The organism is Roseateles sp. 22389 (assembly GCF_052044995.1).
In the GTDB taxonomy this organism is placed as follows: Bacteria; Pseudomonadota; Gammaproteobacteria; order Burkholderiales; family Burkholderiaceae_C; genus Roseateles.
In genome coordinates this window covers 46,895-70,827 of the sequence record NZ_JBQEOF010000017.1, presented here as the reverse complement: position 1 = coordinate 70,827, position 23,933 = coordinate 46,895, and the positions used below count along the sequence as shown (strand labels likewise).

Here is a 23,933-nt window from a genome sequence, read left to right as displayed (position 1 = left end):
CGACATGCCGCCGCCGCCATGCCGCCCTGGGCCCGTGCGAGTGCCGGACCGTCCCCCTCATCCGCGACTCGGGAATGACAGTTGCCGCCCGGTGGGTTAGGGTCGTCCGGTCGGAGACGCTCCGGAGCTCAGCATGGATTTCGATACCGTCTCATACGTCTTCCAGAGTCTGGAGGGGACGTTCACGATCAAACCGCGGCTGTCAAGGCGTTGGCGGGTGAAGCACGACAGCATGCCGTGGGGGGATTCATTCGCGACGGCGGAAGAAGCCGCGAAAGCGCTGGCCGAGCGTTTCGCCGTGCCCGCCAACCTGCAGGAGTGGACCGAGATCGGGGACTTCCACACCGACGTCGGCGGCTTCCAGCCCTGACGCGCCGTGCCGCCCGCCTCATCCCCCCATCACCCCCTCGTGACCCCCGCGTCACCCGCCTCGCGCGCGCCGCGCTGCTGAAGGCTCCCTCTCCCGCTTGCGGGAGAGGGTCAGGGGTGAGGGTCGGGCCACACCGCGCCCCCCCCGACGGCATGGCACCTGGCCCCAGGCGGCAGCCCCTCCACGGTGGTCCCGGTGAACGCCCCGAACGCCGGCAGGATCATGAGCCCCTCCACCTCGCAGAAGCACGGCAGCCGCTGACGTTCATGCGCGCGGCCATGCAGCGTCATCGCGGGATGCAGATGACCCGCGAGCACATAGGCCTGCGCGACCCGCCGCGGGTGGTGGCAGGCCGCGAAGGGCCCGAGGCGATGCGGCTCATCCGCAAGCTCGAAACGCAGCGTTGCCGGCGGATCCCCCGCATGGCTGTCGTGGTTGCCGCGGATCAGCAGGCAGTCGAGCCCCGCATGGCGTTCGCGCCAGCGGTGCGCCGGATCCAGCACCCCGGCCTGCCGCGCGGCGGCCGCGTGAAGGAAGTCGCCCAGCACCACCAGCCGCGCGGCCCGCACGCCGTCGACCAACGCGCTCAGCCGATCGAGGTTGTCGCGCGTGGTGCCCGCGGGCACCGGCTGGCCGAGCGCGCGAAAGCTCGCGGCCTTGCCTAGATGCACGTCGGCGACGAAGACGGTGCGCGCCGCCGGCCACCAGAGCGCGCGCTCGGGCAGCAGCCAGACGCGCTCGCCGGCCAGCGTCGTCGCGAGCGCCCCTGCCGGCGCATCGATATCCAGTGTCATCGCCCTCGCCTCGCCCGCTCGCCGCGCGGCCGCCGACGCGCCGGCGGCGCTTCCCCACGGGCTTCCAGCGCGAGCGACTCCTGCACCGTCGCGATCGCGAACTGCGGCGAATCCTGCTTCGCGAACACCGCCAGCGCGCGCTCGGCCGGCTCGCGCGCGGTGCCGACCGCCTCCCCGCCGGCGCTGCGCTCGAGCTCCGAGACCATGCGCGCGATGCGATCCCCGAGCGACTCGTTGCTGAGCTTCTCGCGGAAGCGCTCGACCATCAGCGGAAACGCCAGCGGCGTCGGCTTGCGCAGCGCGTGCACCTGCAGGGTCTGCCCCGCCATCCGCCCCAGCGCCTCGGCCAGGCGGCGCACGTCGAGCTCCTGCGTCAGCAGCTCGCGCTGGGCCTGCGCCAGCAGCAGGTTGCCGGGGTCGTGCTGCTGGAAGACCTCGAAGAACAGCGTGGCGGAAGCCTGCAGCTGCCGGTTGCTGCGGCGCTCGCCGGGGTGGCTCTGGAAGATCAGCCCGGCGATGCGCGCGATCTCGCGGAAGCGGCGGCGCGCCAGCTCGGTCGCGTTCAGGCTGGCCAGCACCTCGTGCAGCAGCGTCTCCAGCGGCGGCACGCTGAGCAGGCCCGGCAGCCGCTCGGCCCAGTCGATGGGCTTGGCGCTGAGCAGTTCGATGCCGTAATCGTTCAGCGCGATCGAGAAGGTGCCGGTTTCCGGCTGCGCCGCGCGCCAGGCGATCAGGCCGGCCAAGCCCAGGTGCACCTGCCGGCCGGCGAAGGGGTAGAGGAAGAGGTGCCAGCCCTCGCGCGACTTCAACGTCTCCGCCACCAGTACGTCGGGCGCGGGCACGCCGGACCAGCGCCGCTGGATGTCGATCAGCGGGCGCACGCAGGCCATCTCGGGCGAATCGAAGCGGCCCGCGTCGGCCTCGGCCAGCTCGCGCAGCACCGCGTCGGCCAGCGTGCTGGACAAGGGCATGCGGCCGCCGTTCCAGCGCGGCAGCGCGGCCCGTCCGGCGGTGGCGCGCCGCACCAGCGCCGTCATCTGCTCCACCCGCACCAGCTCCAGCAGGCGGCCGCTGAACATGAAGGCATCGCCCGGGCGCAGCCGCGCGATGAAGCTTTCCTCGACGCTGCCCAGCTTGCCGCCGCCCAGGTACTGCACGCTGATCGACGCGTCGCTGACGATGGTCCCGATGTTGACGCGGTGGCGTCGCGCCAGCCGCGCGTCCGGCACGCGCCAGACGCCGTGCTCGTCGGGCACGACGCGGTGGTAGTCCGGGTAGGCGGTCAGCGAGGCCCCGCCCTGGCGCACGAAGTCCAGCGCCCAGCGCCAGTTCGCGTCGTCGAGTGCCTCGTAGGCGACGGTGCCGCGGACCTCGGCCAGCAGCGCATCCGGTTCGAAGCCGCCGCCCAGCGCCACCGTGACCAGGTGCTGCACCAGCACGTCCAGCGGCTCGCGCGGACTGTGCCGGGCCTCGATGCGACCGGCGCGCACCGCCGCGCGCGCGGCAGCGGCCTCGACCAGCTCGAGGCTGTGCGTGGGCACCAGCGTGATCCGCGACGGCCGGCCCGGCGCGTGGCCGGAGCGCCCCGCGCGCTGCACCAGCCGGGCCACGCCCTTGGCCGAACCGATCTGCAGCACGCGGTCGACCGGCAGGAAGTCCACGCCCAGGTCCAGGCTGGAGGTGCACACCGCGGCCTTGACGCGGCCCTCCTTGAGGCCGAGCTCCACCCACTCGCGCACCTCGCGGTCCAGCGAGCCGTGGTGCAACGCCAGCACGCCGGCCCAGTCGGGGCGCGCCTCCAGCAGCGCGCGGTACCAGCGCTCGGCCTGCGAGCGCATGTTGGTGAAGACCAGGCAGCTGGCGCTGGCCTCGATCGCCTCGACCACCTGCGGCAGCATGCGCAGCCCCATGTGGCCCGCCCAGGCGAAGCGCTCGGCGGTGGCAGGCAGCAGCGTGTCGATGACCAGGGTCTTGTCGGTCTCGCCGTGGACCAGCACGGCATCCGCGGCGGCGTCCACGGCGCCCGTGCCGAGCAGCGTCCGCAGCGCCTCGTCGAGGTTGCCCAGCGTCGCGGACAGGCCCCAGGTCATCAGGGCCGCGTCGCGCCCGGCGCCGCGCTCTGCCCCACGGTCGGCCCCACGCTCAGACCTGAAGCGGCGCAGGCGCGCCAGCGCCAGCTGCGTCTGCACGCCGCGCTTGTTGCCCATCAGCTCATGCCATTCGTCGACCACCGCCAGCCGCACCTGGCCGAGCTGCTCCCGCGCGTCGGCCCGCGACAGCAGCAGCGACAGGCTCTCCGGCGTCGTCACCAGCACGGTGGGCAGGCGCCGGTCCTGCGCGGCACGCTGCGCGGAGCTGGTGTCGCCGCTGCGCAGCCCGATCGTCCAGCCTGGGCAGAACGCCGCCATCGGGCGCGTCAGCGCTCGCAGCGTGTCGGCGGCGAGGGCGCGCATGGGCGTGATCCACAGCACCGTCAGCGGCGGCGCGACGGCCTTGCCGCCGTGCTGGCGCGCCTCGCCGCCGATGGCCTCGCGCAGCGTGGCCAGCGCGCCCAGCCAGATCGCCAGTGTCTTGCCGCTGCCGGTGCTCGAATGCAGCAGCCCGCTGCGGCCTCGCGCGATCTCGGCCCAGACCTGGCGCTGGAACGGGAACGACCGCCAGCCTTGCGCGGCGAGCCAGGCATCGATCGACATGCCCTCGCTGACGACGCCGGCGTCGCTCGCGGTGTCCGCGTTGCTCACGGTGGCCACGTCGCTCGCGACCTTCGCGTTTCGTCTGGCCTTCGTGTTGCTCACGGCTTCCGCGTCGCCGCCTGCTTTCATCGCGCTCACGGTGCGGCCTCGTCGGCGTCCTCGAGCAAGCCCTGCTCCGGCGCTGCGCCCGTTGCCGGCGGCGTCCGCGGCGCCGCGCGGACGAGGGCCGCGTCGCCGCCGCCGGCGGGCAGCAGCGCCTGCAGCGTCTGCAAGGTGTCCGCCTCCTCGACCGGCTTGTCCTCGCGCCGGCGCAGCATGCGCGGGAAGCGCACCGCGATGCCGCTCTTGTGCCGGCCGCTGCGGGCGATGCCCTCGAAGCCGAGCTCGAACACCATCGTCGGCGTGACGCTGCGCACCGGGCCGAAGCTCTCGATCGTGGTGCGGCGGATCGCCGCGTCGACCGCCTGGATCTCCGCGTCGGTGAGGCCCGAATACGCCTTCGCGAACGGCACCAGCTGGCGCGCCGGATCCTCCTGCGGGCCGTTCCAGACGGCGAAGGTGTAGTCGGTGTAGAGGCTCGCGCGCCGGCCATGGCCGCGCTGCGCATAGATCAGCACCGCATCCACCGACAGCGGATCGATCTTCCACTTCCACCAGACGCCGACGTCCTTGGTGCGGCCGACGCCGTAGCGCGCGTCGCGCCGCTTGAGCATCATCCCTTCGACGCCCAGCGCCCTCGCCTGCTCGCGCTCGCGCGCCAGCGCCGCCCAGTCCGCGCCGCTCACGAGCGGACTGAGCTCGAGCCCCGGCAGCGGATGCTCGGCCACCAGCCGCTCCAGCCGCGCGCGGCGCTCATGCTGCGGCAGCTCGCGCAGGTCCTGGCCGTCCTGCTCGAGCAGGTCGTACACGCACAGCGCCACCGGCAGCTCGCGCAGCAGCTTCGCGCCCAGCGTCTTGCGGCCGATGCGCCGCTGCAGCTCCGCGAAGGGCATGGCGCGGCCGTCGCGCCAGACGAGGATCTCGCCGTCGAGCACCAGGCCGTCCGGCAGCGCCGCACCCATCGCGGCGAGCTCGGGGAAGCGCTCGGTGACCAGCTCCTCGCCGCGCGACCAGATCGCGACCTCGCCGCCGCGCCGCACCAGCTGCGCGCGGATGCCGTCCCACTTCCACTCGACCAGCCAGTCCGCGGCCGGCCCGATCGCCGCATCGAACTGCTCGACCGGCAGGGCCAGCGGATGCGCGAGGAAGAACGGATACGGCTGCAGGCCGCGCGCGCCGCCCTCGCCGGCCGTGGCCTGCGCCGGCGCGACCAGCGCGGCATGGTCCGCCGCGGTCGGCCGCGCGCCGACATGCGTGTAGCCCATCAGCCGCTGCGCGACCAGCTTGGCATCCACGCCGCCGACCGCCGCCAGCGCCTGCGTCACCTGCAGCTTCGACACGCCGACGCGGAAGGCGCCGGTGATCAGCTTGAAGTAGACGAAGCGCTGCTCGACCGCCAGCGAGGCCCACTGGCTCTGCAGCGCCAGCGCGAGCGCCTCGGGCGGCTGGCCGCGCAGCGGCAGCAGATGCTCGGTCATCCACACGGACAGCGGGCGCTCGACGATGTCCGTCGGCTCGGGCAGCAGCAGCGCGATCGTCTCGGCCAGATCGCCGACGGCCTCGTAGCTCTCGTCGAACAGCCACTCCGGCAGGCCGGCCGCCAGCCGCGCCTGCTCGCGCAGCAAGCGGGTCGGCACCAGCTGCCGCGGCTTGCCACCGGCCAGGAAGTACACCGCCCAGGCTGCATCCGCCGGCGGCGCCTCGCGCAGGTAGGCCTGCAGCGCGGCCTGCTTGGCCAGGCTGGACGTCGAGGCATCCAGCTCGCGGTACAGCGCGGCGAAGGCCTTCATGACGGCGGGGCTCCGTCGGCGGGTTCGGCTGGCTCGGCGGTGTCGGCGGTGTCGGCGGTGTCGGCGACGGCATCGTCCTCCCGGCCGTATTCGGTCGCGAAGGCCTGCGCCTGCAGGCCCTGCTCGTTGAGCCATCGCACCAGCACCGGCACGCTGCCGTGGGTGACGAAGACGCGCTCGGCGCCGGTGCCGCGGATGGCCGCCATCAGGCCCGGCCAGTCGGCATGGTCGGAGACGACGAAGCCGCGGTCCACGCCGCGCCGCCGGCGTGTGCCGCGCAGCTGCATCCAGCCGCTGGCGAAGGCGTCCGCCGGATCCGCGCCGAAGCGCTTCATCCACGGCGAGCGCGCGGCCGACGGCGGCGCGATCACCAGCGCGCGCGACAGCGCCGCCTTGTCGAGCGCCGGGTCGGCCGCATGGAAGGTCGGCGGCAGGGGCACGCCGGCGGCGCGGTAGACGGCATTCAGCGGCTCGACCGCGCCATGGCTGACGATCGGCCCGATCGAGGCATCCACGCCATGCAGCAGCCGCTGCGCCTTGCCCAGCGCATAGGCGTAGAGCACCGACGCGCGTCCCGCCGCGGCATTGCGCCGCCACCAGGCGTCGATCTCGGCGAACAGCGCCGCCTGCGACGGCCAGCGGTAGATGGGCAGGCCGAAGGTGGACTCGGTGATGAAGGTGTCGCAGCGCACCGGCTCGAACGGCGCGCAGGTGCCATCCGCCTCCAGCTTGTAGTCGCCCGAGGCGACCCAGACCCGGCCGCCATGTTCCAGCCGCAGCTGCGCCGAGCCCAGCACATGGCCGGCCGGATGCAGCGACAGCCGCACGCCGTGGTGCACCACGGCCTCGCCGTAGGCCAGGGTCTGCAGGGTGATGTCCTCGCCGAGCCGGCGCCGCAGGATGGCGGCGCTGTCGTGGTGGGCCAGGTAATGGGCATGGCCCCAGCGCGCGTGGTCGCTGTGGCCGTGGGTGATCACGGCGCGGTCCACCGGCCGCCACGGGTCGATGTAGAAGTCCCCGGGCGGGCAGTAGAGCCCCTCGGGGCGGGCGACCACCAGGTCGCCCCGCCCCGACCCGTCGCCGGTCGCTTCGATGCTGGATGGCAGGCCCATGTCGGCCGATGCTAGCCAGGACCGGCGCCGGCCGCTGTAGGACGAGCCCGCGTCCGGCCCGACGGCCATCCCCCGCCCGCCATCCGCGCGCGGCGCCGCGTCCTGCGCCGTACGTCGGTGAAAGCCCGGCCTTCCCGCGCCAGTTCAGGGCTTGCGCCCCGCGCCGCCTCCCCTACACTGCCCCGGCGTTCATCCATCACGGCCCGGCGGCCTCCGACCGGGCCTTCCAGGGAGGGAAAGGGATGGGTCGTGTGTCCGACTGGCTGCTGGGACATCGCCGGACCGCGTGGCTGCTGGCGGCCGTCGTGGCGCTCGCGCTCGGCATCGCCGCGAGCGAGACGCACCGGCGCTCTCTCGAGCACGACTTCCGGCACGCCCTGGCCAATGCCGCCCAGCGCGAGGCGCTCGCCCTGCAGGGCCTGACCCTGACCGGCAAGGGCATGGGCGCGGTCGTGCTGGCCGGCCAGCTCAATCCCGACCTCAAGAACGCCGCCGCGCTCACCGACACCGACGCCGCCCGCCGCACCCGCCCGGCCTTCGAGACGCTGGAGGTCATCGGCACCAGCGTCGGCGCGCAGCTGGCCTACGTCGTCAACACGCACGGCCGCATCATCGCGGCCTGGGACGACGAGGGCGTGTCCCCGATCGGCCTGGACGTGGCCTTCCGCCAGTACTACCGCCAGGCGATGCGCGGCCAGCCCAACGTCTTCGCCGGCATCAGCATCACCACCGGCCAGCGCGCCTTCTGGCTGGCCGCGCCGGTCTATCGCCAGCCCGGCCAGAGCGGCGAGATCATCGGCGTGATCGCCGCCCGCCAGTACGCCGACACGCTCGACCGCTTCCTCGACACCCGCAGCTATGCCGGCGCGCTGCTGGTCTCGCCGCAGGGCGTGGTGCTCGCCGCCAGCCGGCCGGAATGGCGCATGAGCCTGGACGGCGCCGCCACGGCGGAGCGCTCGAAGACGCTGACCGCCAGCGGCCAGTACGGCAAGCTCTTCGAGGATCCGGCGCGCGCGCACAGCCTGCCCTTCGAGCCGCGCGCGCCGACGGTGTCGGTCGGCGGCGCCCGCCACGCCACCGCCCAGGCCGAGGTCGCCTGGAACGACCCCGCCGGCCCCTGGCGGCTGGTGCTCCTGGGCGACCTCGACGCGCTGGAGCCGACCGCCACGCGGGTCGGCATCGCGGCGCTGGTGGCGCTGCTGGCCTTCGGGCTGCTGGCGGCCTCGCTGCGCAGCCTGGCCCACGGCGCGGCGCGCGACCGCAAGGACCTCGAGCTGCAGGCGCACCACCGCCAGCTCGAGGCCCTGCTGGAGGACCGCGAACGCGCCCAGGACGCGCTGCGCCAGGCCAAGGAGGATGCCGAGGAGGCCACCCGGGCCAAGTCGGACTTCCTGGCCAACATGAGCCACGAGATCCGCACGCCGATGAACGCGATCATCGGCATGTCCCACCTGGCGCTGCAGACCGGGCTGGACGCGCGCCAGCGCAACTACATCGAGAAGGTGCACCGCTCGGCCGAGAACCTGCTGGGCGTCATCGACGACATCCTGGACTTCAGCCGCATCGAGGCCGGCAAGCTCAGCCTCGAGGAGGTGCCCTTCCGCATGGAGGACGTGCTGGACCACCTGGTCAACCTGATCGGTTTCCGCGTCGAGGACAAGGGGCTGGAGCTGCTGCTGAACGTGCCGCCGGACCTGCCGACCGCGCTGATCGGCGATCCGCTGCGGCTGGGCCAGGTGCTGGTCAACCTGGGCAACAACGCCGCCAAGTTCACCGACCGCGGCGAGATCATCGTCGGCATCGAGTCCGTCGCGCTCGGCGCGCGTGAGGCGGCGGCGCTGGACGCCCTCGCCACGCCGGAGGTCGAGCTGCACTTCCGCGTCCGCGACACCGGCATCGGCATGACGCCCGAGCAGCAGGCGCGGCTGTTCCAGAGCTTCAGCCAGGCCGACAGCTCCACCACCCGCCGCTACGGCGGCAGCGGCCTGGGGCTGGCGATCTGCAAGCAGCTCGTCGAGATGATGGGCGGCCGCATCTGGGTCGAGTCCGCGCCGGGCCAGGGTTCGACCTTCCACTTCACCGCGCGCTTCGCACTCCAGCCCGAGGGCTCGGACCTGCCGGCGCGGCGCGCGCTGATGGCGCACGAACTGGCGCGGCTGCGCACCCTGGTGGTCGACGACAACCGCGCCGCGCGCGAGATCCTCTCCACGCTGGGCGCGAGCTTCGGGCTGGACGTCACCACCGCCGCCGACGGCGCGGAGGCGGTGCGCGACGCGGAGCAGGCCCAGGCCGAGGGCCAGCCCTTCGCGCTGGTGCTGATGGACTGGCAGATGCCGGTGGTGGACGGCCTGGAGGCGACGCGCCAGCTCGGCGACGGCCGGCTGCAGGCGCCGCCGGCGGTGGTGCTGGTGACCTCCTTCGGCCGCGACGACTCGCTGACCGCGGCGCTGGCCGGGGCCGGCACGCAGCGCCGGCCGGTGCTGCTGACCAAGCCGGTCACCGCCTCGTCGATGCTCAGCGCGATCGGCGAGGCCCTGGGCCATGCCGACCTGCCCGCGCCCGCGGCGCAGCGCCGCCGCGACACCGCCCGCGAGGCGATGCGCCGGCTCGCCGGCGCGCGCGTGCTGGTGGCCGAGGACAACGAGCTCAACCAGGAACTGGCGGCCGCGCTGCTCGAGGACGCGGGGCTGCATGTCACGCTGGCCGCCAACGGACGCGTCGCGCTGGACCTGCTGGCCGCGACGCCCGACGGCTTCGACGGCGTGCTGATGGACTGCCAGATGCCCGTGCTGGACGGCTACGCCGCCACGCGTGCGCTGCGGGCCGATCCGCGCTGGCGCACGCTGCCGGTCATCGCGATGACGGCCAACGCGATGAGCGGCGACCGCGAGAAGGTGCTGGCCGCCGGCATGAACGACCACATCCCCAAGCCGCTCAATGTCGACCTGCTGTTCGAGGTGCTGGCACGCTGGGTCCGCCCGGCCATGCCGGCCTCGGAGCTGCCGATGGACACCCGCTCCGGCGCGGGCCGGCGCATCGACACGCGGCGGGCGCTCAGCCAGACGCTGGGGACTGCCGAGGAAGGCCCGGGCGGCCAGGCCGCGCCGGACGGCTCACGGGACCCTCGCGGCAACGATCGTCCGGCGGGCCGCGATGCGGACGCCCCATCCGCCCCCGCGTCCGCGGCCTCCTCGTCCACCGCCTCAACCTCCGCCGCAGCCACCGCCGCTTCGCCCAACGCCGCTGCCGCCACGGTCGCCGGGCGAGCCGACGGCCTGCCGCAGATCGCCGGACTCGACGTGCAGGCGGGACTGGCGACCGCCGGCGGCCACCTCACGCTCTACCGCAAGCTGCTGCGCACCTTCCACGACTCGCAGAGCGACTTCGCCGCGCGCTTCGCCGAGGCGGCCAGTGCCGGCGACCACACGACGATGACGCGACTGGCGCATTCCCTGCGCGGCGCCGCGGGCACGCTGGGCGCGCGGCCCCTGGCGGCGGCGGCCGGGGCGCTCGAGCAGGCCTGCGCGCAGCGCCAGCCCGCGGCCGAACGCGACCCGCTGCTCATCCGCGCGCAATCGCTGCTGGCCGCGCTGCTGGTCTCGCTGGGTCGCCACCTGGCGCGCGAGGCGATGCTGCAGGCCGCCCCACCGGTTGCCCCCTCGGCCACGGCGCCGGCGGTGCTCGACGCGGCGGCGCTGGCCGGGCTCGACGCCCTGCTGGCGCGGCTCGAGGCCCTGCTGGAGGACAGCGATTCCGGCGCCGCCGACGCGGGGCAGGAACTCGGCGCCCTGCTGGACCGCCTGCCGCTGCCGACCGCGCGGCTGCGGACGCTGCGCCGCGCGGCCGACGCCGCGCAACGCTTCGACTTCGACGGCGCGCTCGTGCTGGTCCGCGCCGATGCCACCGGCCGCCGCGGTCCCGCGAGCCAGGCCGACACCGATCCCACGTCGTCCGGGAGCCCCGCATGACCTCGCACTCCGCGCCGCCCTCCGACCCGACCGACGGCGCCACCGTGCTGGTCGTCGACGACACGCCCGACAACCTCGCGCTGATGAGCGAGCTGCTGCGCGACCGCTACCGCGTCAAGATCGCCAACAACGGCGAGAAGGCGCTGCGCATCGCCGGCGCCGAACCGCGGCCCGACCTGATCCTGCTCGACGTGATGATGCCGGGCATGGACGGCCACGAAGTCTGCGAGCGGCTCAAGGCCGACCCGGCCACACGCGACGTGCCGGTCATCTTCCTCACCGCCCGCTCCGACGTGGCCGACGAAACGCGCGGACTGGCGCTGGGCGCGGTCGACTACATCACCAAGCCGATCAGCCCGCCCATCGTGATGGCGCGCGTGCGCACGCACCTGCGGCTCAAGGCCAGCGCGGACTTCCTGCGCGACAAGGCGGCCTACCTGGAGGCCGAGGTCGCGCGCCGCACCGAGGAGCTGGCGGCGATCCAGGACGTGACCATCCTGGCGATGGCCTCGCTGGCCGAGACGCGGGACAGCGACACCGGCAACCACATCCGGCGCACCCAGCATTACGTCAAGGCGCTGGCGCAGGCGCTGCGCGGACATCCACGCTGGCAGGCGCTGCTCACGCCGGAGTACATCGCCACGCTGTTCAAGTCGGCGCCGCTGCACGACATCGGCAAGGTGGGCATCCCCGACCGCATCCTGCTCAAGCCGGGACGCTTCACACCGGACGAATTCGAGATCATGAAGTCCCACCCCGCGCTGGGCCGCGACGCGATCGCGCAGGCCGAGGCCCAGCTCGGCACCCCGGTCGCCTTCCTGTCCACGGCCAAGGACATCGCCTACGGCCACCAGGAGAAATGGGACGGCTCCGGTTATCCGGAGGGCCTGCGCGGCGAGGCCATCCCGCTGTCGGCGCGGCTGATGGCGCTGGCCGACGTCTACGACGCGCTGATCAGCCGCCGCGTCTACAAGGACGCGATGCCGCATGGCGACGCGGCAGCGATCATCGTCGAGGGCCGCGGCAGCCATTTCGATCCGGAGGTCGTCGACGCCTTCCTGCGCATCCAGGACGAGTTCCAGGACATCGCGCGCCGTTTCGCCGACGACGACGAGACGCTGCGCCGCAAGCGGGACTGGATCGAATCGACGATGGCCGCCCCCGAATGACCCGACATCTCTCACCTCAGTCCGCCCACCGCAGACCCCCCACCGCAGTCCGCCATCGCATTGCCGTCGAAGGATCTCGGTGATCGGGGACGGTGATGCGTGGGGTACCGGCGCTTGCCGCCGGTGCCCCATGCATCGGCGGCCAACGCCCGGGCCTCCGCAGGACGGGAGCGTCCCGCAAACGCGCCAGCGCTCCATAATCCCGCGCCATGCGCCGCACGACCCTCCTCCTGCTTGCCACCTTCTTCCTCGCCACCGGGGCCTTCGCCCAACAACCGCGCCCGGTGACGCCGCGCGGCCCGCTCGACGCCCAGGAGCAGAACAACATCGCGGTGTTCCGCAAGGTGTCGCCGTCGGTGGTGCACATCACGACGCTGGCGCAGCAGCGCGACTTCTTCTCGCGCAACGTGACCGAGGTACCCAGCGGCACCGGCTCGGGCTTCCTGTGGGATGAGCGCGGTCACATCGTCACCAACTTCCATGTGATCCGCGGCGCCTCGGCGGCGAAGGTCACGCTGTCGGACCAGACGGCGTATGACGCGACGCTGGTCGGTGTCGATCCCGACCGCGACTTGGCCGTGCTGCGCATCGCCGCGCCGCGGGAGAAGCTGCAGCCGGTGCCGATGGGCAGCAGCCGCGAGCTGCAGGTGGGTCAGACGGTGTACGCGATCGGCAACCCGTTCGGCCTGGACCAGACGCTCACCCGCGGCATCGTCTCGGCGCTGAACCGCGAGATCGAGTCGATGACGCAGCGCACGATCCGCGGCGCGATCCAGACCGATGCGGCGATCAACCCGGGCAACTCGGGCGGGCCGCTGCTCGATTCGGCGGGCCGGTTGATCGGCGTGAACACGTCGATCTTCAGCCCGAGCGGCGGCAGCAACGGCATCGGCTTCGCGATTCCCGCCGACGAGGTGAACCGCGTCGTCCCGCAGCTGATCCAGCATGGCCGCGTGATCCGCCCGGCGCTCGGGCTGACCGCCGGCACCGAGCAATTGCGCCAGGTGCTGCGCCTGCCCAAGGGCGTGGTGCTGATCGGCCTGCAGGCCGGTGGTGGCGCGCAGCGGGCGGGCCTGCAGCCCTTCATGCGGGGACGCGATGGGCGCATCGTCGGTGGCGACGTCATCACCGCGGTGAACGGCAAGCCGGTGGCCGATCTCGACGAGCTGCTCAGCGAGCTCGAGGAGCGCCGCGTGGGCGACAAGGTCACGCTGACGGTGTGGAACGGCGGCAAGACGCGGCAGGTGCAGGCGCAGCTCGGCAGCGATTGACGAGCCACCGCCCCTACCGCATCCGGCGATAACCCTGCCGCCGCCCCGGTCCGGGACCCACGCCTAGACTCCGCGGCCATGCATCCCCGTCTCTCGATCCTCGACCTCGCCCCCATCGTCGAGGGCGGCACCGCCGCCCAGGCGCTCCACGACAGCATCGCGCTCGCGCAGCACGCGGAGCGGCTCGGCTACACCCGCTACTGGGTCGCCGAACACCACAACATGGACGGCGTCGCATCTTCGGCCACCGCGGTGCTGATCGGCCAGATCGCGGCGGCGACCTCGACGATCCGGGTCGGCTCGGGCGGGATCATGCTGCCCAACCACGCACCGCTGACCATCGCGGAGCAGTTCGGCACGCTGGCGACGCTGTTCCCCGGCCGCATCGACCTGGGGCTGGGCCGCGCGCCCGGCACCGATGGTCCGACGATGCGCGCGCTGCGCCGTCACCTGTCGACGGCCCACGAAGACCGCTTCCCCGAGGACGTGCTGGAACTGACCGCCTACCTCGCGCCCGAGCAGGAGGGCCAGGTCGTGCGTGCGATCCCGGGCCAGGGCACCGAGGTGCCGATCTGGCTGCTGGGGTCGAGCCTTTATGGCGCGCAGCTCGCGGCCTACCTGGGCCTGCCGTTCGCGTTCGCGTCGCACTTCGCGCCGGCGATGCTCATGCAGGCGCTCGAGATGTACCGGGCTCAGTACCGGCCCAGCGCCCGGCATCCCCAGCCCTACGCAGCGGTCGGACTGAACGTCATCGTGGCCGATACCGATGCCCAGGCGCAGCGCCTGTTCACCTCGCTGCAGCAGCGCTTCCTCGGCATGCAGCGCGGGCAGCGCGGGCCACTGCCGCGGCCAGTCGACCAGATGGCCGACCTGTGGACCGCGGGCGAGCAACTGGCGGTGGAACGCATGCTGTCGGAATCCATCGTCGGGTCGCCGCGGACAGTGCGTGAAGGACTCGCGGCGACGCTCGAACGCACCGGGGCGGACGAGTTCATCGTCGCTTGCGCAGTCCACGATGCGGCGGCGCGCAGGCGGTCGTATGAGCTGCTGGCGGGGGTGGTGGCGGGGTGAGAGGGCGCTCTCCGCCTGCCCTCTCTCTGGGTCCGCATGGGGGAAAGATTTTCCCGGCTCCGCCGCGAAAACCCTTCCCCCATACACCGACACATCAGCCTACTTCCACGGTTTGGCGGTAGGGGCGTGCGGGAGAGCCCGGAAGGCGTGACGCGCAGGTCGGAGCAGCCAATGAAAAAGGGCCACGCGTGAGCGTGGCCCTTTGTCTTGCGCGTCGATTGATGCGTCGTTTGGCGCGTGGGGGTCAAGGGGGCGTGGTCAGCCCACCCACTTGCGCGCGTTGCGGAACATCCGCATCCAGGGGCTGAACTCGCCAGCGTCGCCGCCGGTCCAGCTCATCTGGATGTTGCGGAAGACACGCTCCGGATGCGGCATCAGCGCGGTGAAGCGGCCGTCCGCCGTGGTGACCGCGGTCAGGCCTTGCGGACTGCCGTTCGGGTTGAGCGGGTATTGCTCGGTCGGCTGGCCATCGCCATCGACATAACGCATCGCGCGCAGCACCTGGTCGGGATTGCCGCGCTGGGAGAAGTCCGCGAAACCTTCGCCGTGCGCGACCGCGATCGGCAGGCGGCTGCCGGCCATGCCGGTGAAGAAGATGCTCGGCGAGTCGACGATCTCGACCTGCGCCAGGCGGGCCTCGAACTGCTCGCTGCGGTTGCGGACGAACTTGGGCCAGTGCTCGGCGCCCGGGATCATCGGCGACAGCGCCGCCAGCATCTGGCAGCCATTGCAGACGCCCAGCGCGAAGCTGTCCGGACGGGCGAAGAAGGCCTCGAACGCGGCCTTCAGCACCGGGTTGAAGAGGATGGAGCGCGCCCAGCCCTCGCCGGCGCCCAGCGTGTCGCCGTAGCTGAAACCACCGCAGGCGACAAAGCCCTTGAAGTCCTTCAGGTCGACCGCGCCGGCCTGCAGGTCGCTCATGTGCACGTCATAGGCGTCGAAGCCGGCCTGCGCCATGGCATAGGCCATCTCGACATGCGAGTTGACGCCCTGCTCACGCAGGATCGCGACCTTGGGGCGCACGCCGCTGGCGATGAAGGGGGCGGCGACGTCCTCCTTGACGTCGAAGGTCGGCAGCCAGTGCAGGCCCTTGCCGGGCGTGCCGGCCAGCGCATGCTCCTGGTCCGCGCAGGCAGGGTTGTCGCGATCGCGGGCAATGCGCCAGGACACCTGGTCCCACTCCTGCTGCAGCTCGTTGAGCGGCGCGGCGAAGACCTTCTTGGCGTCGCGCCAGACCTCGGCCTGCTTCGTGTCGTTGGTCTTGCCGACAACGTGCGAGATCCTCGACAGGCCGTGCGCGCGCAGCGTCTGCAGCACCGCGTCGCGGTCGGCGGTGGGGACCTGCAGCAGGACGCCCAGTTCCTCGTTGAACAGGGCCTTGAGCGTCAGTTCCTCGCGGCGCGCGCTGACCTGCGAGGCCCAGTTCTTGGAGTCGCCCATCTCGGCGCGGCTGTCGCTGATGCCGTCGCCCTCGGTGACCAGCATGTCGACATTGAGGCTGACGCCGCGCTGGCCGGCAAAGCCCATCTCCAGCGCCGCGGCGAAGAGGCCGCCGTCGCTGCGGTCGTGGTAGGCCAGCAGGCGGCCCTGGCCGCGCAGGTCGTTGACCGCGGCCACCAGCGCCTTGAGCAGCGCCGGATCGTCGAGGTCGGGCACCTCGGGACCGAACTGGTTCAGGGTCTGCGCCAGGATCGAGCCGCCCATGCGCATGCGGCCCTGGCCGAGGTCGACCAGCACCAGCGTAGTGTCGCCGTCCCGCAGTTGCGGCGTGAGCGTGCCCCGCACGTCGGCCAGCGAGGCGAAGGCCGTGACGATGAGCGAGACCGGCGCGGTGACCTGTTTGGTGACGCCGTCCTCGGACCAGCGGGTGCGCATCGACAAGGAGTCCTTGCCCACCGGGATGGAGATGCCCAGCGCCGGGCACAGGTCCATGCCGACGGCCTTGACGGTGTCGTAGAGCGCGGCGTCCTCGCCGGGCTCGCCGCAGGCCGCCATCCAGTTGGCCGAGAGCTTCACCCGCGGCAGCTCGATCGGCGCGGCCAGCAGGTTGAGGATGGCCTCGGCGACCGCGACACGGCCAGACGCGGGCGCATCGACGGCGGCCAGCGGGGTGCGCTCGCCCATGCTCATCGCCTCGCCGCTGAAGCCCTTGAAGTCGGAGAGCGTGACCGCGCAGTCCGCCACCGGCACCTGCCAGGGGCCGACCATCTGGTCGCGGTGGTTCAGGCCGCCGACGGTGCGGTCGCCGATGGTGACCAGGAAGCGCTTGCTGGCCACCGTCGGGTGGCGCAGCACGGTGCGCGCGGCCGTGGCCAGGTCGACGCCGTCAAGCGAGAGCGCGCCGCCCGAGCGCGCCACGCGCGTCACGTCGCGGTGCATCTTGGGCGGCTTGCCCAGCAGGACATCCATCGGCATGTCGATGGCGCGCTCGCCTTGCGGGCCATCCTCCAGCACCAGCTCGCGCTGCTCGGTGGTGACGCCGACGACGGCGAAGGGGCAGCGTTCGCGCTCGCACATGGCGGTGAAGAGCGGCAGGCTTTCCGGCGCGATCACCAGGACGTAGCGCTCCTGGCTCTCGTTGCACCAGATCTCCTTGGGCGCCAGGCCGCTTTCCTCGAGCGGGACCTTGCGCAGGTCGAAGATGGCGCCGCGGCCGGCATCGTTGACCAGTTCCGGGAAGGCGTTGGAGATGCCGCCCGCGCCGACGTCATGGACCGCCAGGATGGGATTGCGCTCGGCCAGGCCCCAGCAATGGTTGAGCACTTCCTGCGCGCGGCGCTGGATCTCGGGGTTGCCGCGCTGGACCGAGTCGAAGTCCAGGTCGGCGGTGTTGGTGCCCGCGGCCATCGAGCTGGCCGCGCTGCCGCCCATGCCGATGCGCATGCCGGGACCGCCGAGCTGGATCAGCAGCGAGCCGGCGGGGAACTGGATCTTCTTGGTGAGGTCGGCGCGAATCGCGCCCAGGCCGCCGGCGATCATGATCGGCTTGTGGTACCCGCGGCGGATGCCGTCGACGTCCTGCTCGAAGACGCGGAAGTAGCCGCCCAGCGCGGGCCGGCCGAACTCGTTGTTGAAGGCGGCGCCGCCCAGCGGCCCCTCGGTCATGATCTGCAGCGCGCTGGCGATGTGCGCGGGCTTGCCGACCGGATCCTTCTCCCACGGCTCGCTCAGGCCCGGCAGGTGCAGGTTGGACACCGAGAAGCCGGTCAGGCCGGCCTTGGGCTTGGCGCCGCGACCGGTGGCGCCCTCGTCGCGGATCTCGCCGCCGGCGCCGGTGGAGGCGCCCGGATGCGGGGAGATGGCCGTCGGGTGGTTGTGGGTCTCGACCTTCATCAGCACGTGCGCGGTCTCGGCACGGGCCTCGTACTTCGGCGCGCGGCGATCGCCGGCCGCCATCCAGCGCTCGATGGCGTGGCCTTCCATCACCGCGGCGTTGTCGGCGTAGGCGATGACGGTGTGCTGCGGCGACACCTTCTCGGTGTTGCGGATCATGCCGAAGAGCGAGAGCGGCTGCGCTTCACCGTCGATGGTGAACTGGGCGTTGAAGATCTTGTGGCGGCAATGCTCGCTGTTGGCCTGCGCGAACATCATCAGCTCGACGTCGCTGGGGTCGCGGCCCAGCTTCTGGAAGGCGGCGACGAGGTAGTCGATCTCGTCGTCGGACAGCGCCAGGCCCCAGGCGCCGTTGGCTTCCTCCAGCGCCGCGCGGCCGCGGGCCTGCACCGGCACGTGCGCGAGCGGCTGGGCCTGCTTGTCGTCGAAGAGGTGGGCGGCGTCCTCGCGCGACAGCAGCACGCTTTCGGTCATGCGGTCATGCAGCAGGTCGGCGCAGGCCAGCAGTTCCTCCTGCGTCAGCGGCTTGGCGCCGCCGGTCAGCCCGGCCAGCAGCCCGGACTTGAGCGTCAGGCGGAACTCGGTGACGCGCTCCACCCGGTGCAGGGCCAGGCCGCAGTTGTGGGCGATGTCGGTGGCCTTGGACGCCCAGGGGCTCAGCGTGCCCAGGCGCGGGGCGACGACGATCAGCGCGCCCTCGGTGGCGCCGTCGTAGCGGTCGCCGTAGTCCAGCAGCGAAGCGAGCTTGTCGCGGCCTTGCGCGTCCAGCGCCGCGTCGGTCCAGACCCAGTGGACATGACGGGCATGCACCGCGGTGATGCGGTCGCTGACGGCCTGCAGACGCGCCAGCAGCGCCGCGGCCCGGAAGGACGAGAGGGCATTGCCCCCCTCGAAGTGAATCAGATGCTTGGAGGAGGTGGTGCTGGCCATGGGATCCCAGGGGGTTGCGCCGCGCGCGCCGCGGCGGTGAAGCCCGGCATTCTAGCCAGCGCCGCCGGACGACCCGGGTTTACCCCGGCCGGCGCGCCCCTTCGGAGGCCCTCCCGGACCGACCGTGGGGCGCCCTCCCCGTCCCCCTTCAGCGGCACTCGCTGAGGCGGTCCAGCGCGATGTGCAGCTGGTGCTCGGTCAGCTTGCCCCGCGAAGGCTGCACCCAGGCCCCCGGCGCGCCGGTGGTCAACGCCTTGATCGCCACCACCTTGACCGGCTCGGGCTGCAACGGCCGCTCGCGGTCCAGCGACCACCAGCCATCGGCCACCGTGCAGTTCATGCCGACTTCCACCACCGGGGCGGCCCGGGCGACGACCGGGCCCGCCATGACGCTCATGCCCAGGGCGCCTGATGCCAACAGGCTGACAACAACATTCGATCTCACCGCAACTCCCTGATATCTCGTTCGAGTGAGCGAATGTATCGATGTGACGCGACGTAACCACCCGGGAACTCCGGAATTCGCCCGCACCGATGCCCCTCATTCAGGGGATGCCGGCCGCGCCGGAGGAAAAAGTGACGCCCCCATGCCCCCGGACGGGGGCCGGAAGACTCATCCCCAGGGCGCCGGGGCTCTTCCATGCGGCGGATGGCGGCCGTCATGGCTTGTCGCTACATTGATCGGCTTTCGGACCCGACGGCCGCCTCCCATGAAGCTGGCGTCCCCAGGTCGTTCATCGCCACTGGAGACCACCATGTCCCGCAAGACCCCCATCGAGCACTACCGCAACATCGGCATCTCGGCGCACATCGACGCCGGCAAGACGACGACGACGGAGCGCATCCTGTTCTACACCGGGGTCAATCACAAGATCGGCGAGGTGCACGACGGCGCCGCGACGATGGACTGGATGGAGCAGGAGCAGGAGCGCGGCATCACGATCACCTCGGCCGCGACGACCTGCTTCTGGAAGGGCATGGACCTGTCCTACCCGGAGCATCGCATCAACATCATCGACACCCCGGGCCACGTGGACTTCACCATCGAGGTGGAGCGGTCCATGCGCGTGCTGGACGGCGCGGTGATGGTGTACGACTCGGTGGGCGGCGTGCAGCCGCAGTCCGAGACCGTCTGGCGCCAGGCCAACAAGTACAAGGTGCCGCGGCTGGCCTTCGTGAACAAGATGGACCGCATCGGCGCGGACTTCTACCGCGTGCGCCAGATGATGGTGGACCGGCTCAAGGCCAACCCGGTGCCCATCGTGCTGCCCATCGGCGCCGAGGACCAGTTCAAGGGCGTGATCGACCTGCTCAAGATGAAGGCCATCGTCTGGGACGAGGCCTCGCAGGGCATGAAGTTCGAGTACCAGGAGATCCCGGCCGACCTCAAGGCCAAGGCCGAGGAATGGCGCGAGAAGATGGTCGAGGCCGCCGCCGAGGCGGACGAGGAACTGATGAACAAGTACCTTGAGAGTGGCGAGCTGAGCGAGGACGAGATCAAGCGCGCGATCCGCCAGCGCACCATCGCCGGCGAGATCCAGCCGATGCTGTGCGGCACCGCGTTCAAGAACAAGGGCGTGCAGCGCATGCTGGACGCGGTGATCGATTTCATGCCTTCGCCGATCGACATCCCGCCGGTGCACGGCACCGACGACGACGAGCGGGACACGACCCGCAAGGCCGATGACAACGAGAAGTTCAGCGCCCTGGCCTTCAAGCTGATGACCGATCCGTATGTGGGCCAGCTGACCTTCGTGCGGGTGTACTCCGGCATCCTGAAGTCGGGCGACTCGGTCTACAACCCGACGCGCGGCAAGAAGGAGCGCATCGGCCGGATCCTGCAGATGCATGCGAACCAGCGCGAGGAGATCAAGGAGATCCTGGCCGGGGACATCGCGGCCTGCGTGGGCCTGAAGGACGTGACCACGGGCGAGACGCTGTGCGACCCGGAGGCGATCATCACGCTCGAGAAGATGGTGTTCCCGGAGCCGGTGATCTCGCAGGCCGTCGAGCCCAAGACCAAGGCCGACCAGGAGAAGATGGGCATCGCGCTGGGCCGGCTGGCGGCGGAGGATCCATCCTTCCGCGTGCGCACCGACGAGGAATCGGGGCAGACCATCATCTCGGGGATGGGCGAGCTGCACCTGGAGATCATCGTCGACCGGATGAAGCGCGAGTTCGGCGTCGAGGCCAACGTCGGCAAGCCGCAGGTGGCGTACCGCGAGACGATCCGCAAGTCGGTGAGCGATGTGGAAGGCAAGTTCGTGCGCCAGTCCGGCGGCAAGGGCCAGTACGGGCACGTGGTTTTCACGGTCGAGCCGCAGGAGGCGGGCAAGGGCTTCGAGTTCGTGGACGCCATCAAGGGGGGTGTGGTGCCGCGCGAGTACATCCCCGCGGTGGAGAAGGGCGTGATCGACACGCTGCCCAACGGCGTGCTGGCGGGCTACCCGGTCGTGGACGTGAAGGTGACGCTGACCTTCGGCTCGTACCACGACGTGGACTCGAACGAGAACGCGTTCAAGATGGCCGCGTCGATGGGCTTCAAGGAAGCCTGCCGGCGCGCCAGCCCGGTGATCCTGGAGCCGATGATGGCGGTGGAGGTCGAGACGCCGGAGGACTACGCGGGCACGGTGATGGGCGACCTGTCCAGCCGCCGCGGCATGGTGCAGGGCATGGACGACATGGTCGGCGGCGGCAAGATCATCAAGGCGGAGGTGCCGCTGTCGGAGATGTTCGGCTACTCCACCTCGCTGCGCTCGGCCACGCAGGGCCGCGCGACCTACACGATGGAGTTCAAGCATTACTCCGAGGCGCCGAAGAACGTCGCGGACGCGATCATGACGGCGCGAGCCAAGTGAACGCGCGACGCGCGTTGAAGTAAAGGGACGGGCCGCATTCGCGGCCCGATTTCATTTCTGCGCTTGATTTCGCGTTTGCCACCCAACATGCCAGCCATGGCTTGCAAATTCTCGATTTCCGGCCTGTTTTGCAAGGCATGGCTGACACGCTCAATGAATCTGGTGTTCGCCAACGCTTGCAGAATGAGTCGATGCAACCGAAAGCGAGAGTCATGCTCGAGACCGCAAGCTTCCCCGAAGACGTCGGACTGATCCTGAAGGCACGCCGCGAAGCGCGCGGCATGTCCATATCGGCGCTCGCGCGAGATGCCTTCAGAGTTCGGGAAGTGATCTATCGACTCGAAGCGGGTCAGGAATCCTCCGTGAGCTCGCTCATGTGCGTCACGCGGGCGCTCGGCCTGCGCATCCGCTTTGAGAAGGCGGGGATGCCGACGATGGAAGAGTTGGCGGAACGCTTCGCACGGGATGACGACGACTGACGGTCATGTCGCTTTGGATATCCCACCGCGTTGGCGCGCTGCGCCAGGCACGCCCCTTCATCAAGAGATCGGCCCGAGTGAGCCGCTACGAATCAGCGCGCGATTCCCCATCACCAGCGCACAAGCGGCGGCTCGCACTTCTTCCGCTGATAAATGGGGCAGCGCGATGATCATGTCGGCGATCGTCATGTGCGATCGGACGGTCAAGCAGCCGAGAACCTCGCGGATGCGGAGATCGCGAGGGGCCTCCGCGCCATTGACGGAAAGAAACTGCCGATCAACATCCACGCGCAGCATCGAATTGATCTGAAGCTCCGTCTCATCATCGATCGGGTAACGACGCGGTGCGACGAAATGCTCCAGGTGGAACGGCGTAGACAGGCGCTCGCTCGCGACGAGGTCGCGCTGGAACTCTTCGAACGTCACTCGATTGGCGATGACTTCCGCCACGACTTCGCCGACACCCACCAAGTTGTTGCTTGCCGTATCGTCCAAGCGGGCGGACTTGCGGCAGACGAAGTGATCCCGCAAATACCTCTGACAGCACCAGACGGCATAGTCGGCCAGAGTCGGTCCATGGGTTCCGATGGCGACGTGGCAGGTTTCCTCGCCCATCGGCAAGGCCTCGTGCCACCAGCCACGGGGAACGTAGAGGACATCTCCTGCTTCAAGGACGTCGTCGAAAACCGGCATGGTCGGACAGAACTCCTTGAGGTGGCGGCTGGTCTGATGCCGCGTCGGCAAGGGATGCGTCGGCTCGTACAGCTTCCAACGCTTGCGCCCGAACAACTGCACGGCGAAGACATCGTGCGTGTCCCAATGCTTGCCGAAACTGCCATTGCCATCAAACGCCACGTAGCCGTTCGCAATGGTGGGAGCGCCGCAGAGCTCGGACACGCTCATGCATAAGCGCCGAATCGTCGACGACACGAGCTCCAACCGATTCATCACCAGAGTTCCGCCTTCGCCCATGAGGCGATAGAGCGCCTCCTTGTTGATCCGTCGGCGGTTAACACCGAGTTCGGAGTAGGTCTCGACGAATTTCGTCTCGTCCACCGGGCCGTCCTGGAACAGCCGGACACCATGCGCGCCCGGGTCCATGACGTACAGCAACTCGTTGACGTCCTTCCAACCGAACACGACCTCGCGCAATGCTGCGCGCTGGTGGTGGAAGCGGGTTTCGAAGCATCGCGCGAAAAACTCTTCACGAGTCAGGTTCAGATCGATCATGACGGTGTTCTGAGTGAGCGGCGGTCGACTCCTCAGACCGCCATGCTAGGCAACAGCCGCAAGCCAGATGGCGGCTGCAAGCATGGCGGTCGAGACCCGACCACACGGCGATCAAGAATGGGGGCAATCAGTACTCGCCATCACCGTCTTCGCCCGGTGGCGGATCTTTGGGCAGCGCCAAAGTAGGCTCCGATACGGTCACAGAGCCGCCGCGCATGCCCGCCTCGATGTGATCCCAGCCCACCCAGGGCGGAATCTCCACGGCTTCGCCGCTTCCAGCGCCTGCGCCGCCCCCTCCGCCGTCAGAGGTCTTGACCTGCATATCGAAGCAGGTGCTGTTGAAGATCTTCACGCCCGGAGAGCCAGACCAGTTGGTGTAATTGTTTCCGTCGTGGTGCTTCAAATAGATGTACTGCTCTTGCGTCAGGTAACCGCGCTCTGCCGGTTGCAATGCGTTGTAGCGTCCCGAGTACTTGTTGATGTCGTCGTAGAACGCGTTGATCTGCGCGTCGATGCTGTTGCGGCTCCCGACATGGTTCAACCCATTCCAAGTCACCGTGTCGTACTGATAAAGCCCGATGTGGTCCCCACCTGGACGGGAAGCGCCCAAGTTGGTTCCCATGCTGGATTCGATGAATGCGGCCTTCAGGGCGAAGTTGATCATCTCGTCGCTGAAGCCTCGTTTGTCTCCTGCTGTGATGATGCGGGCAGCAATGTCCTTTTGGGCCGCGCTCAGATTCGATGCGTTGGGGCATGCCATGGCGAG

The 23,933-nt window shown here is 70.7% G+C and carries 15 protein-coding genes; 7 read left to right on the top strand and 8 right to left on the bottom strand.

Annotation, left to right across the window (positions count from 1 at the left end):
- Positions 1–133 precede the first annotated feature (133 nt).
- Complete coding sequence (locus tag ACTJKJ_RS20605; RefSeq protein ID WP_297384352.1) at positions 134–370, top strand: hypothetical protein; 237 nt, start codon at positions 134–136, stop codon at positions 368–370.
- A 110-nt stretch (positions 371–480) separates the two neighbouring features.
- On the opposite strand, the gene pdeM is transcribed toward ACTJKJ_RS20605, so the two are convergent.
- The 4 genes from pdeM to ACTJKJ_RS20585 form a co-directional block, all read right to left on the bottom strand.
- Positions 481–1,164: a ligase-associated DNA damage response endonuclease PdeM gene (gene pdeM, locus ACTJKJ_RS20600; protein WP_297384350.1), complete on the bottom strand. Its 684-nt coding sequence runs from the start codon at positions 1,162–1,164 to the stop codon at positions 481–483.
- Entirely contained in the window at positions 1,161–3,857 is a 2,697-nt protein-coding gene (locus tag ACTJKJ_RS20595; protein WP_440821775.1) for a ligase-associated DNA damage response DEXH box helicase, read from the bottom strand. The genes pdeM and ACTJKJ_RS20595 overlap by 4 nt, the downstream gene beginning before the upstream one ends.
- 134 nt (positions 3,858–3,991) lie before the next feature.
- The gene (locus tag ACTJKJ_RS20590; protein ID WP_440821672.1) at positions 3,992–5,746 is read right to left on the bottom strand and encodes an ATP-dependent DNA ligase; all 1,755 of its coding nucleotides are present in this window, start codon (positions 5,744–5,746) and stop codon (positions 3,992–3,994) included.
- On the bottom strand, positions 5,743–6,858 hold the full coding sequence (locus tag ACTJKJ_RS20585; protein WP_440821671.1) for a ligase-associated DNA damage response exonuclease: 1,116 nt from the start codon (positions 6,856–6,858) through the stop codon (positions 5,743–5,745). Before ACTJKJ_RS20585 ends, ACTJKJ_RS20590 begins: the two co-directional genes overlap by 4 nt.
- Before the next feature lie 242 nt (positions 6,859–7,100).
- Here ACTJKJ_RS20585 and ACTJKJ_RS20580 point away from each other — a divergent pair, with 242 nt between their 5' ends.
- The 4 genes from ACTJKJ_RS20580 (at position 7,101) to ACTJKJ_RS20565 (ending at position 14,337) form a co-directional block, all read left to right on the top strand.
- On the top strand, positions 7,101–10,826 hold the full coding sequence (locus ACTJKJ_RS20580) for a response regulator (protein ID WP_440821669.1): 3,726 nt from the start codon (positions 7,101–7,103) through the stop codon (positions 10,824–10,826).
- Positions 10,823–11,995, top strand: a complete 1,173-nt coding sequence (locus tag ACTJKJ_RS20575; RefSeq protein ID WP_440821667.1) for a response regulator — start codon at positions 10,823–10,825, stop codon at positions 11,993–11,995. Before ACTJKJ_RS20580 ends, ACTJKJ_RS20575 begins: the two co-directional genes overlap by 4 nt.
- 209 nt (positions 11,996–12,204) lie before the next feature.
- Positions 12,205–13,266, top strand: coding sequence for a S1C family serine protease (locus ACTJKJ_RS20570; protein WP_440821665.1), 1,062 nt, complete (start codon positions 12,205–12,207; stop codon positions 13,264–13,266).
- A gap of 78 nt (positions 13,267–13,344) precedes the next feature.
- Positions 13,345–14,337, top strand: a complete 993-nt coding sequence (locus ACTJKJ_RS20565) for an LLM class flavin-dependent oxidoreductase (protein ID WP_147241601.1) — start codon at positions 13,345–13,347, stop codon at positions 14,335–14,337.
- Positions 14,338–14,595: 258 nt separating this feature from the next.
- On the opposite strand, the gene purL is transcribed toward ACTJKJ_RS20565, so the two are convergent.
- Together purL and ACTJKJ_RS20555 are read right to left on the bottom strand one after the other, a co-directional pair.
- Positions 14,596–18,600: a phosphoribosylformylglycinamidine synthase gene (gene purL, locus ACTJKJ_RS20560; protein WP_440821662.1), complete on the bottom strand. Its 4,005-nt coding sequence runs from the start codon at positions 18,598–18,600 to the stop codon at positions 14,596–14,598.
- 148 nt (positions 18,601–18,748) lie between these two features.
- A complete protein-coding gene (locus ACTJKJ_RS20555; RefSeq protein ID WP_440821661.1) occupies positions 18,749–18,997 on the bottom strand; it encodes a hypothetical protein in 249 nt (82 codons plus the stop codon).
- A gap of 358 nt (positions 18,998–19,355) precedes the next feature.
- On the opposite strand from ACTJKJ_RS20555, the gene fusA reads away from it, so the two are divergent.
- Together fusA and ACTJKJ_RS20545 are read left to right on the top strand one after the other, a co-directional pair.
- The gene (gene fusA, locus ACTJKJ_RS20550) at positions 19,356–21,458 is read left to right on the top strand and encodes an elongation factor G (protein WP_440821659.1); all 2,103 of its coding nucleotides are present in this window, start codon (positions 19,356–19,358) and stop codon (positions 21,456–21,458) included.
- Positions 21,459–21,559: 101 nt separating this feature from the next.
- On the top strand, positions 21,560–21,937 hold the full coding sequence (locus ACTJKJ_RS20545) for a hypothetical protein (RefSeq protein WP_255488620.1): 378 nt from the start codon (positions 21,560–21,562) through the stop codon (positions 21,935–21,937).
- Positions 21,938–21,997: 60 nt separating this feature from the next.
- Here the strand turns inward: ACTJKJ_RS20545 and ACTJKJ_RS20540 are convergent, their stop codons facing one another.
- Together ACTJKJ_RS20540 and ACTJKJ_RS20535 are read right to left on the bottom strand one after the other, a co-directional pair.
- On the bottom strand, positions 21,998–23,167 hold the full coding sequence (locus tag ACTJKJ_RS20540) for a JmjC domain-containing protein (RefSeq protein ID WP_297389648.1): 1,170 nt from the start codon (positions 23,165–23,167) through the stop codon (positions 21,998–22,000).
- 127 nt (positions 23,168–23,294) lie between these two features.
- A complete protein-coding gene (locus ACTJKJ_RS20535) occupies positions 23,295–23,927 on the bottom strand; it encodes a hypothetical protein (protein ID WP_183478741.1) in 633 nt (210 codons plus the stop codon).
- Positions 23,928–23,933: the final 6 nt, after the last annotated feature.

Excerpts from the sequence above, each read along its gene's own strand:
- ACTJKJ_RS20570 (WP_440821665.1), top strand. The coding sequence starts at position 12,205 with ATGCGCCGCACGACCCTCCTCCTGCTTGCCACCTTCTTCCTCGCCACC.
- fusA (WP_440821659.1), top strand. The coding sequence starts at position 19,356 with ATGTCCCGCAAGACCCCCATCGAGCACTACCGCAACATCGGCATCTCG.
- ACTJKJ_RS20595 (WP_440821775.1), bottom strand. The coding sequence starts at position 3,857 with ATGTCGATCGATGCCTGGCTCGCCGCGCAAGGCTGGCGGTCGTTCCCG.
- purL (WP_440821662.1), bottom strand. The coding sequence starts at position 18,600 with ATGGCCAGCACCACCTCCTCCAAGCATCTGATTCACTTCGAGGGGGGC.
- ACTJKJ_RS20540 (WP_297389648.1), bottom strand. The coding sequence starts at position 23,167 with ATGATCGATCTGAACCTGACTCGTGAAGAGTTTTTCGCGCGATGCTTC.
- ACTJKJ_RS20605 (WP_297384352.1), top strand. The coding sequence starts at position 134 with ATGGATTTCGATACCGTCTCATACGTCTTCCAGAGTCTGGAGGGGACG.
- ACTJKJ_RS20535 (WP_183478741.1), bottom strand. The coding sequence starts at position 23,927 with ATGGCATGCCCCAACGCATCGAATCTGAGCGCGGCCCAAAAGGACATT.
- ACTJKJ_RS20555 (WP_440821661.1), bottom strand. The coding sequence starts at position 18,997 with ATGAGCGTCATGGCGGGCCCGGTCGTCGCCCGGGCCGCCCCGGTGGTG.
- ACTJKJ_RS20590 (WP_440821672.1), bottom strand. The coding sequence starts at position 5,746 with ATGAAGGCCTTCGCCGCGCTGTACCGCGAGCTGGATGCCTCGACGTCC.
- ACTJKJ_RS20585 (WP_440821671.1), bottom strand. The coding sequence starts at position 6,858 with ATGGGCCTGCCATCCAGCATCGAAGCGACCGGCGACGGGTCGGGGCGG.
- ACTJKJ_RS20565 (WP_147241601.1), top strand. The coding sequence starts at position 13,345 with ATGCATCCCCGTCTCTCGATCCTCGACCTCGCCCCCATCGTCGAGGGC.
- ACTJKJ_RS20575 (WP_440821667.1), top strand. The coding sequence starts at position 10,823 with ATGACCTCGCACTCCGCGCCGCCCTCCGACCCGACCGACGGCGCCACC.
- pdeM (WP_297384350.1), bottom strand. The coding sequence starts at position 1,164 with ATGACACTGGATATCGATGCGCCGGCAGGGGCGCTCGCGACGACGCTG.
- ACTJKJ_RS20580 (WP_440821669.1), top strand. The coding sequence starts at position 7,101 with ATGGGTCGTGTGTCCGACTGGCTGCTGGGACATCGCCGGACCGCGTGG.